Origin of the sequence: Vibrio sp. 99-70-13A1 (assembly GCF_013114625.1) — a bacterium.
Lineage (GTDB): Bacteria > Pseudomonadota > Gammaproteobacteria > Enterobacterales > Vibrionaceae > Vibrio.
In genome coordinates this window covers 1-9952 of the sequence record NZ_VTXD01000061.1, presented here as the reverse complement: position 1 = coordinate 9952, position 9952 = coordinate 1, and the positions used below count along the sequence as shown (strand labels likewise).

The following is a 9952-nucleotide window of genomic DNA, read 5'->3' as shown; positions in this document are numbered from 1 at the left end:
TCCTAACATAGATAGCGATCACGTAATAAAAATCGCGTGTATTATATGGCTTAATTTACTGAGTGAAATTTGAACTTTTATTTCGAAGCGAGAAATAAAAAAGGCACCACAATGTGGTGCCTTTAAATAATAAAAATTAACGTATTAATTAATCATGTCGAGCAAATCTTGCTCAGTTTTAATGTCTATTCCTAACTCCTGAGCTTTTGCTAATTTCGAACCAGCTGCTTCACCAGCAAATAAAATATCGGTTTTCTTTGAAACGCTGCCCGTTACTTTGGCACCCAAACTCTGCAATGCCGCTTTAGCTTCTGAGCGACCGAGTTGGGATAATGACCCAGTAAGTACCACCACTTTACCTTCTAGTGGTAGTTCAACACCTTCATCAAGCGATACGATTTCAGGCCAGTGAACACCAAGCTCAATCAGTTCATTTACGACATTTTGTTTTTTTTCTTGCGAGAAGAAAGCTGTGATATGCTTCGCAACAATGCCACCAATATCTGAAACTTCGAGTAATGAATCGTGTGTCGCCGATGAAACAGCATCCAAAGACTTATAATGTTGAGCTAAATTCATCGCAGTTGCTTCCCCGACTTCGCGAATGCCGAGTGAATAGATAAACCTTGCCAATGTAGTTTCTTTAGCAGCGTTCAGCGCATTGACAACATTTTGAGCAGATTTAGGTCCCATACGATCCAGTACAGTTAACAGACCAGCACTTAATTTGAATAAATCTGCAGGGGTCTCAACCATTTCTCGATCAACAAGCTGCTCTATCACTTTAACTCCTAGACCATCCACATCTAGAGCTTTTCGAGAAACAAAGTGCTTAAGTGCTTCCTTACGTTGAGCTTGGCACACTAATCCGCCAGTACAACGGGCAACTGCTTCCCCTTCCACTCTTTCTACTGAAGAAGAACACACAGGGCATACATTTGGAAAAACAATCTCTTGAGCATTGTCAGGCCTACGTTCTACATTAACCGAGACAATTTGCGGGATAACGTCGCCAGCTCTTCGAATAATAACGCTATCACCAATTTTCACGCCAAGCCGTTCAATTTCATCAGCATTATGTAGTGTTGCGTTACTCACAGTTACGCCGCCGACAAAAACAGGTTCTAGCTTCGCGACAGGGGTAATCGCGCCGGTTCGACCAACCTGAAACTCCACATCATTTAGCAGTGTGATTTCTTCTTGTGCGGGAAATTTGTAAGCAATAGCCCATCGAGGTGCTCTTGCTACGAACCCTAGAGTTTCTTGCGCGGTAATATTGTCAATTTTAATCACAACACCATCAATTTCATAAGCCAATCCATCACGGCGGGCCATAATATCTTGATAGTAAGCCTTCACATCATTGAGAGAGCTTAGCTGCTTAGTTTCTGGGCACATTGGTAGCCCCCAGCTTTTAAGTTGTAGGAAGCGATTATAGTGGCTTCCTGATAGCTCAGCACCTTCTACCACTCCTACACTGTAAGCATAAAAACTTAAAGGTCGGGTAGCAGTAATTCTTGAATCAAGTTGTCTTAAGCTACCAGCGGCAGCATTTCTTGGATTGACAAACGCTTTATCACCTTTTTTGATTGCAAGCTCATTTAACTTATCGAACCCCGCCTTAGGCATGAAGACTTCACCCCTAACTTCGATTCGCTCGGGCCAACCTTCGCCTTGGAGTTTTAAAGGAATTGCGCTTATTGTTCGCACATTCTCAGTAATATTCTCGCCTGTTGCTCCATCGCCACGTGTCGCGGCTTGAACCAATGTACCATTTTCATATAAAAGGCTAACCGCCAAACCATCCAGTTTGGGTTCACAGCAGAATGTACTCAAGTCCGAGTTAGGCGCACGGTCAGACATTCGCTTATAGAATGAATCTAAATCACTATCATCAAACGCATTATCCAGTGACAGCATTGGAATTTCATGGCTTACCTGACTAAAACCATCAAGTGGCTGCCCGCCAACACGCTGGCTAGGAGAGTCAATGCTGATGAGCTGCGGATTCTGCTTTTCGATTTCTAATAACTGCTGCATTAGCCGATCATACTCTGCATCAGGTATTTCAGGGCTATCTTCCACGTAATAACGGACAGCGTGGTAGTGCAGTGTTTCTTTAAGCTGTTCTAAGGTAGCTTGAATCGATTCTTTCATAATATTCTCGGCCTATATCTAAACATCAAAAAGGGCTCCCTGAGGAACCCTTTTCTCTTTATGAATTTTACAGCAATTATTTTCTATACTGCGTACCAGTATAGTCACTATGTGCTTATAGTAGAGGTACACGGCTTAACAACACGGGACTACTTAGTCATAAAGTCTCGAATCTGTTTTCTATAATCTGATAAACGATTTGGTGTCATCAAGTTACGAGATTCATCAAGCACATTCCCGCCCATATCATCGGCAATTTTTTGAGCTGCACGTAACATTACGTTGAAATTTTGATCCGCCTCTCCGAAGCAAGGTAAAGTCATAAAGAATGAGATACCTTTTGTAGAAAAATCGGCTCGATTGTCATGCTCTAAAGTACCTGGCTGCATCATATTCGCCACACTAAAAATCACTTTTGGTGAATCACTATTTCCTGCATAACAATGGTAGATAGCCATCTCACCATAAGTCAGACCATTATTTTCCATACTACGGAACAATTCAGTTCCAATAAATGGAGCTTCACCTGCGCAATGAACATTTAAAACAATGACTTCTAATTCCGGCTCTTCATCTTTAGTCACGCTTTCTTGTATTGCACTTTCTTCAAAATCACTCACTTGGTTTTCATTTACCGGTGAAGTTCTCACTATTTGAGAAGACTCTGATTCAAACGCTTGAGCGGGCTCTGCTTGTTTAATTCCACTCTCTACGACTTCAGGTGAGGATCTGAGAACCGACTCAGGTTGTGCTTCATCATAAATGCTCTCAGATATATTGTCCTCGAGGGTTTCAGAAGTATCTGTAACACTAAAAGAAGGCACTTCATCAGGTTCAAATGATTTCTTAGCATCAACACTTTGAGCGCTCATTAATACATCTGAATCAATAAGAGGATCTGCAGTAAATTCAGGCGTGGCAAAATCAGGCTCTTTACGCTCTTTTCTGATTATTTCAAAATCATCTTCAGGAGCAAATGAACGGCTAGGTAAGTCATCTTGGCTATCAAGTTCACCGTTATCAAGCTTACCTAACGGTTTATCACCAAACTTTGCTTTCCCTTCTTTCTTACTCGTCCATAAGCCATGGAACAATAATGCGGCGATAGCTAAAGCGCCTACAATAATGAGTACAAATCGCAATTCCTGCATTTTTCGCTCTCAGCTGCCTCAGTCAACTAGCTTTTTAATCGCTGTTACTGAGTTAAGTTAATTTGGCTAATCTCACTACTCTACCAAATGTAGTAGCGGTTTTAGAACAATTTAATGCAAGAAGTTCATCAGATGATGTGATTTTCACCACGCTTTTTTTCTTAATTCTGGTCGAGTACACTATATCTGTCCGCAAATTAACCAATACATTGAATATGCATACTGAATCTAAACGACATTCTGGCTTCGGCTACTTTATATATGGTCTTAAAATAGCGTTATCCCCAAGCATTCGTAAGTTTGTGCTCATGCCGCTACTTGCTAACGTCTTACTTGTAGGTGGTGCTCTATTTTATATATTTTCCAACTTGAATATCTGGATAGAAAGTTGGATTGGTGGGCTACCTGAATTTCTTTCATGGTTATCTTATATATTATGGCCATTACTGACTTTAACTATCTTAGCTACTTTCTCTTACTTCTTTAGCACCCTCGCTAATTTTGTCGCTGCTCCATTCAATGGGCTTCTTGCAGAAAAAGTAGAAGAGATGCTTAGCGGGAAAAAAGTAAATGATGATGGTCTGCTCGACGTCCTAAAAGATACACCAAGAATCCTAGCGCGTGAGTGGAGAAAACTGGTCTATGTCTTACCTAAAGCCATTGGTCTCTTCCTTCTATTACTGATTCCAGCATTAGGTCAAACTGTCGCGCCGTTTCTATGGTTTATTTTCACTGCATGGATCTTAGCAATTCAGTATGCTGATTATCCATTTGATAACCATAAAATTAGCTTTGATGACATGAGAAACAATTTGAAACAAAAACAAGGAAAAGCCTATAGCTTTGGTATGTTGGTTTCATTATTTACAACTATCCCAATTCTTAATCTAATTGTTATGCCTGTTGCTGTTTGTGGTGCAACTGCCATGTGGGTGGGTGAATTCAAAGACCAAATCAAGCGTTAATACCCCTTCCCTAGATGCCCGACATCTAGGGATAATTCTGCTTCTTAGCATCACATCTCTATATGATATAACTTTTTAATCCTTTTACCTTTTTTTCATCTATTCTAATCTCTTTTCAAGTTCAAAAAACATTAAGAGACACTAGACGGTATGCTGATTGATATACTACGTTTAGTTCTATCATTAAATGAAGGAATATCAGATGAGCAAAATCTACGAAGACAACACTCAAACAATTGGTAATACTCCCCTAGTTCGCTTAAACAAAGTAAGTAAAGGCAAAGTATTAGCAAAAATTGAAGCTCGTAACCCTAGCTTCAGTGTTAAGTGCCGCATCGGCGCAAACATGATTTGGGAAGCAGAAAAAGCGGGTACTTTAAAAGAGGGTATCGAGCTTGTTGAGCCGACAAGTGGTAATACTGGTGTTGCTCTGGCTTTCGTTGCTGCTGCTCGTGGTTACAAGCTAACGCTAACAATGCCTGAGTCTATGAGCTTAGAACGTCGTAAACTACTAAAAGCTTTAGGTGCTAACCTTGTGCTGACTGAAGCACCAAAAGGTATGAACGGTGCAATCGCTAAAGCAGAAGAAATTGTTGCAGCGGATCCAGACAAGTACCTATTACTACAACAATTCAATAACCCAGCAAACCCACAAATTCACGAACAGACAACTGGCCCTGAAATTTGGGAAGCTACAGATGGCGAAATCGATGTGTTCGTAGCAGGTGTTGGTACTGGCGGTACAATCACAGGTACAAGCCGATTCATTAAAGGTGAAAAAGGCAAAGCGATTACTTCAGTTGCAGTTGAACCAGCAGAATCTCCAGTGATTGCACAAGCTTTAGCGGGTGAAGAAATTAAACCGGCTCCTCACAAGATTCAAGGTATAGGCGCTGGCTTTATTCCAGGAAACCTTGATTTAGAGATTATTGACCGTGTTGAATCTGTAACATCTGATGAAGCAATTGAAATGGCTCGTCGCCTAATGGAAGAAGAAGGAATTCTAGCTGGCATTTCTTCAGGCGCAGCAGTTGTAGCCGCGAACAGACTGGCGGAACTACCTGAATTTGCAGGGAAAACTATTGTAACAGTATTACCAAGCTCTGGTGAGCGTTACCTAAGTACGGCTCTATTTGCAGGCATTTTTACGGAGAAAGAGAACCAACAGTAATATGTGGTCAAATCAATTTTTACTCCAAAAAAGCCCCTATTAGGGGCTTTTTTGTTGATCCCTGCCCCACCTTTGGTAATATCACATCTGTTTTATTTTTCGCTTCAAAATAAAAGAAGCAATAAACAGATTCTCGAAGGTTGTGAGTGTTCAAAAAAGACCACCATGGCTGGAAAACTTTTGACCAGTTTCATTTCTGACACGAACAAAGTTCATACGCTCTAGCAGAATTAAGCTAAAGCAGTTAAGCTGAATTGGTTACAAACTTACAAAAAATAAATTAATTGGGGTATATAAAATGTACGAGAAGCAAGTAGAAATCACAGCAGAAAATGGTCTTCACACTCGTCCTGCTGCACAGTTCGTTAAAGAAGCAAAATCTTTCGACGCAGACATCACTGTGACTTCGAACGGCAAAAGCGCTAGCGCAAAAAGCCTTTTCAAGCTACAAACTTTAGGCCTAGTAAAAGGTACTAACGTAACTATTTCTGCTGAAGGTCCTCAAGCTCAGCAAGCTGTAGACCACCTAGTTGCTCTTATGGATCAACTACACTAATCCGGTCTCCTCTTTTCAAAGCCATTTTGCATAGCAAAGTGGCTTTGTTCGAAATAGAGACGAATAAGCACGACTTATTGTCCGAAGCTTAAAGTCACACATTCTCCCGTTTACAGTTGAACAACTAAGGTAAGGCTATGATTTCAGGCATCCTAGCATCTCCAGGTATTGCTTTCGGTAAAGCACTGCTACTTCAAGAAGATGAAATTGTCCTAAACACTCAATCTATCTCCGACGATCAAGTTGAAGCAGAAGTTCAGCGTTTTTTTGACGCTCGTAACAAATCTTCTCAGCAACTTGAAGTTGTTAAGCAAAAAGCACTTGAAACTTTTGGCGAAGAAAAAGAAGCAATCTTTGAAGGCCACATCATGTTGCTTGAAGATGAAGAGCTAGAAGAAGAGATTTTAGCACTCATCAAGAAAGACAAAATGCACGCAGACAACGCGATCTACACAGTGATCGAAGAGCAAGCTGTTGCACTTGAGTCACTTGATGATGAGTACCTAAAAGAACGTGCGACTGATATCCGTGATATCGGTACACGCTTCGTTAAAAATGCACTAGGCATCAACATTGTTTCTCTAGCAGATATCAATGAACAAGTTATCCTAGTTGCTTACGACCTAACACCATCTGAAACTGCACAAATCAACCTAGACTACGTTCTTGGTTTCGCTTGTGACATCGGCGGTCGTACATCTCATACTTCAATCATGGCACGTTCACTTGAGCTTCCAGCTATCGTTGGTACTAACGATATCACTAAGCAAGTTAAGAACGGCGACATGCTTGTGCTAGACGCGATGAACAACAAGATCATCATCAACCCTTCTGACGCTGAATTAGCAGAAGCTAAGAAAATCAAATCTGATTTTGAAGCAGAAGCGGCTGAACTAGCAAAACTTAAAGACCTACCAGCTATCACGCTTGATAACCATCAAGTAGAAGTTTGCGGCAACATCGGTACAGTTAAAGACTGTGACGGTATCCTGCGCAACGGTGGCGAAGGTGTTGGTCTGTACCGTACTGAATTCCTATTCATGGACCGTACAGCACTTCCTACTGAAGAAGAGCAATACGTTGCTTACAAAGAAGTAGCTGAAGCAATGCACGGTGAGTCAGTGATTATCCGTACTATGGATATCGGTGGCGATAAAGATCTACCATACATGGATCTTCCAGAAGAGATGAACCCGTTCCTAGGCTGGCGTGCAGTACGTATCAGCTTGGATCGTCGTGAAATCTTACGTGACCAACTACGCGGCATTCTTCGTGCATCTGCACACGGTAAGCTACGTATCATGTTCCCAATGATCATTTCTATTGAAGAGATCCGTGAACTGAAAAAAGCAATCGAAGAGTACAAAGTTGAACTTCGCGCTGAAGGTCACGCATTCGATGAAGACATCGAAATTGGCGTAATGGTTGAGACTCCAGCTGCTGCTGCAATCGCACACCACCTTGCAAAAGAAGTCGCATTCTTCTCTATCGGTACTAACGATCTAACGCAATACACTCTTGCAGTTGACCGTGGTAACGAGATGATTTCTCACCTTTACAACCCACTATCTCCAGCGGTTCTGCTTGTAATCAAGCAAGTAATCGATGCTTCTCATAAAGAAGGAAAATGGACAGGTATGTGTGGCGAGCTAGCAGGCGATGAGCGTGCAACTCTACTTCTTCTTGGTATGGGTCTAGATGAGTTCTCTATGAGCGGTATTTCTATTCCTAAAGTTAAGAAAGTAATCCGTAACTCTAACTTCGCAGAAGTTAAAGCGATGGCAGAAGAAGCTCTTGCTCTTCCAACAGCGTCTGAAATCCAAGCTTGCGTAGATAAATTCATCGCGGATAAAACTAAGTAGTCGCCAAAGACTTAATCGGTTAGACGGCTAAAAATAGTCGTCTAATTTGATAGATTGGTATACTATAATCTACAGAATAAAACTAAACGTTAGGAGCATGACACAATGGGTCTGTTTGACAAACTGAAAAAGCTTGTATCTGATGACAGCGCTGATGCTGGTGCAATCGAAATCATCGCACCTCTTTCTGGCGAAATCGTAAACATCGAAGATGTGCCAGATGTAGTTTTCGCTGAAAAAATTGTTGGTGACGGCATCGCAATCAAACCAGCTGGCGACAAAATGGTAGCTCCTGTAAACGGTACTATCGGTAAGATCTTCGAAACTAACCACGCATTCTCTATTGAGTCTGACGATGGCGTTGAGCTTTTCGTTCACTTCGGTATTGATACTGTTGAACTTAAAGGCGAAGGCTTCACTCGCGTAGCTGAAGAAGGTCAATCTGTTAAAGCTGGTGACACTATCATCACTTTCGACCTAGCGCTTCTAGAAGAGAAAGCTAAATCAACTCTTACTCCTGTTGTTATCTCTAACATGGACGAAATCAAAGAGTTGAACAAACTTTCTGGTTCTGTAACTGTTGGTGAAACTCCGGTTCTTAAAGTTACTAAGTAAACGTAGTTTCTTTAAAAGTAAAACGCTGCCCTAGAGCAGCGTTTTTTGTTTCTAGAACAAACTAAAATCACTTAACCTAATAAGCTTAGAGCGGCTGTCGGATTTTGATTCGCTTGGGCGTAAAGCGCAGAGGTTGCTTGCCCTAAAATTTGCGACTTCACTAACCGAGTTGATGCTCTTGCATAATCAGTATCTCGGATATTCCCTTCTGCTACCGATATATTACTGTCCATGCTGATCAAGTTATCTATTGTTCTACTTACACCATTTTGAAATCCACCAATTTCACTTCGGTGACCATCGACATACTTTAGGGATGCATCCACAACCGCGATCCCTAGCTGAGCATCTCCTACACTCGATAAATCCAAGTCATCTAACCCAATTGGCTCTGCATTTCCAATGTCTAGACTATCAACAAAACTTCCGGAAACTTCAAAGCCATCAGGCGCAAACTTAGTAGAAGCAAAAAACTGCAATTCAAAATCCTCGGTTACCGAGGCTTTCATCACTTCTTGCTGACCATTGATGTAGCTTGCAACCTGATGAACATCGTCACCAGTTTTAAGCCTAATATCTATTTGCTCTGATTTACCTTGTCTATCGTTATAGTCAAATTTCAGCTCATTTTCACTCTCAGTAACAGACCAATTTTCATCAGTAGAATCCGATGCACGAACAAAGTTCCCTCCCATTTCGAAGTGATCTGTTCGCATATTTTTCAAATTCAGCGTGACTCCATTAGCATCTGGACCAAGGTAAAAACTTTTTTTCCCAAAATACCCATCGAATAGCTCTTCACCAGCAAAAGTGGTTGTTAAAGCAATTCTATCTAAGTCATCAATCAACATTTCAGCTTCTAGATGAATACTCTCTCTATCATCTTGTGTATTCGCACCGTTAGCTGATTGCAGCGCGAGTTCACGTAGCTTTTGCAGCATATTCGTACTTTCATGCAACGCGCCTTCAGCAGTCTGAGCTATTGAATATGCATTGTTTGCATTGCTTTGAGCAGTATCTATCCCACGAGTTTGCGCATATAACCGATTCGCTATCTGCAAACCTGCCGCATCATCACTAGCTTTAACAATTCGAGAACCAGAACTTAGTTTACTTTGGGCGTCGACAACATCCGCTTGAGCATCACCCATATACTTTTGGGCGATCATGGCAGACATGTTTGTCTTCAATGACACCATGTACTATAAATCCCTCTCCTCTTCTTCAGCCCTTTCAAAGGTATGAATTGAATTAATTCATATCCGACCCAAACAGAATTATTCAAAATTCTATTTGGTATATTCCGCACAAAAAAATAAAGCCAGGTGAGAACACCTGGCTTTATGAATATTTTTAAGTTTTTAACCTAGTAAGCTTAGCGCTGAGTTAGGCGCTTGTTTCGCTTGTGCAAGAATCGAACTTGATGCTTGAGAAAGGATCTGAGACTTAGTCATCTGAGTCGTTTCTTTCGCGAA

9 protein-coding genes are annotated in these 9952 nt (G+C 41.3%); 5 read left to right on the top strand and 4 right to left on the bottom strand.

Annotated features, from left to right (window positions below):
• Positions 1 to 144: 144 nt before the first annotated feature.
• The gene (ligA, locus tag F0226_RS21615) at positions 145 to 2157 is read right to left on the bottom strand and encodes an NAD-dependent DNA ligase LigA (RefSeq protein ID WP_171737567.1); all 2013 of its coding nucleotides are present in this window, start codon (positions 2155 to 2157) and stop codon (positions 145 to 147) included.
• A 149-nt stretch (positions 2158 to 2306) separates the two neighbouring features.
• Complete coding sequence (zipA, locus tag F0226_RS21610) at positions 2307 to 3308, bottom strand: cell division protein ZipA (RefSeq protein ID WP_171737566.1); 1002 nt, start codon at positions 3306 to 3308, stop codon at positions 2307 to 2309.
• 215 nt (positions 3309 to 3523) lie between these two features.
• On the opposite strand from zipA, the gene cysZ reads away from it, so the two are divergent.
• The 5 genes from cysZ (at position 3524) to crr (ending at position 8477) form a co-directional block, all read left to right on the top strand.
• Positions 3524 to 4273 carry a sulfate transporter CysZ gene (cysZ, locus tag F0226_RS21605; RefSeq protein ID WP_171737568.1) on the top strand — a complete coding sequence of 250 codons (750 nt, stop codon included), beginning with the start codon at positions 3524 to 3526 and terminating at the stop codon, positions 4271 to 4273.
• A 202-nt stretch (positions 4274 to 4475) separates the two neighbouring features.
• Positions 4476 to 5444: a cysteine synthase A gene (cysK, locus tag F0226_RS21600; RefSeq protein WP_171737565.1), complete on the top strand. Its 969-nt coding sequence runs from the start codon at positions 4476 to 4478 to the stop codon at positions 5442 to 5444.
• A gap of 298 nt (positions 5445 to 5742) precedes the next feature.
• Positions 5743 to 6000: an HPr family phosphocarrier protein gene (locus F0226_RS21595; protein WP_004734263.1), complete on the top strand. Its 258-nt coding sequence runs from the start codon at positions 5743 to 5745 to the stop codon at positions 5998 to 6000.
• 137 nt (positions 6001 to 6137) lie between these two features.
• Complete coding sequence (ptsI, locus tag F0226_RS21590) at positions 6138 to 7862, top strand: phosphoenolpyruvate-protein phosphotransferase PtsI (RefSeq protein ID WP_171737564.1); 1725 nt, start codon at positions 6138 to 6140, stop codon at positions 7860 to 7862.
• 105 nt (positions 7863 to 7967) lie between these two features.
• Entirely contained in the window at positions 7968 to 8477 is a 510-nt protein-coding gene (gene crr / locus F0226_RS21585; protein ID WP_004737851.1) for a PTS glucose transporter subunit IIA, read from the top strand.
• A gap of 71 nt (positions 8478 to 8548) precedes the next feature.
• On the opposite strand, the gene F0226_RS21580 is transcribed toward crr, so the two are convergent.
• Together F0226_RS21580 and F0226_RS21575 are read right to left on the bottom strand one after the other, a co-directional pair.
• Positions 8549 to 9676 carry a flagellin gene (locus F0226_RS21580; RefSeq protein ID WP_171737563.1) on the bottom strand — a complete coding sequence of 376 codons (1128 nt, stop codon included), beginning with the start codon at positions 9674 to 9676 and terminating at the stop codon, positions 8549 to 8551.
• A 162-nt stretch (positions 9677 to 9838) separates the two neighbouring features.
• Positions 9839 to 9952, bottom strand: a 114-nt coding sequence (locus F0226_RS21575) for a flagellin (protein ID WP_253820721.1), incomplete at its 5' end; no start/stop codon positions are given.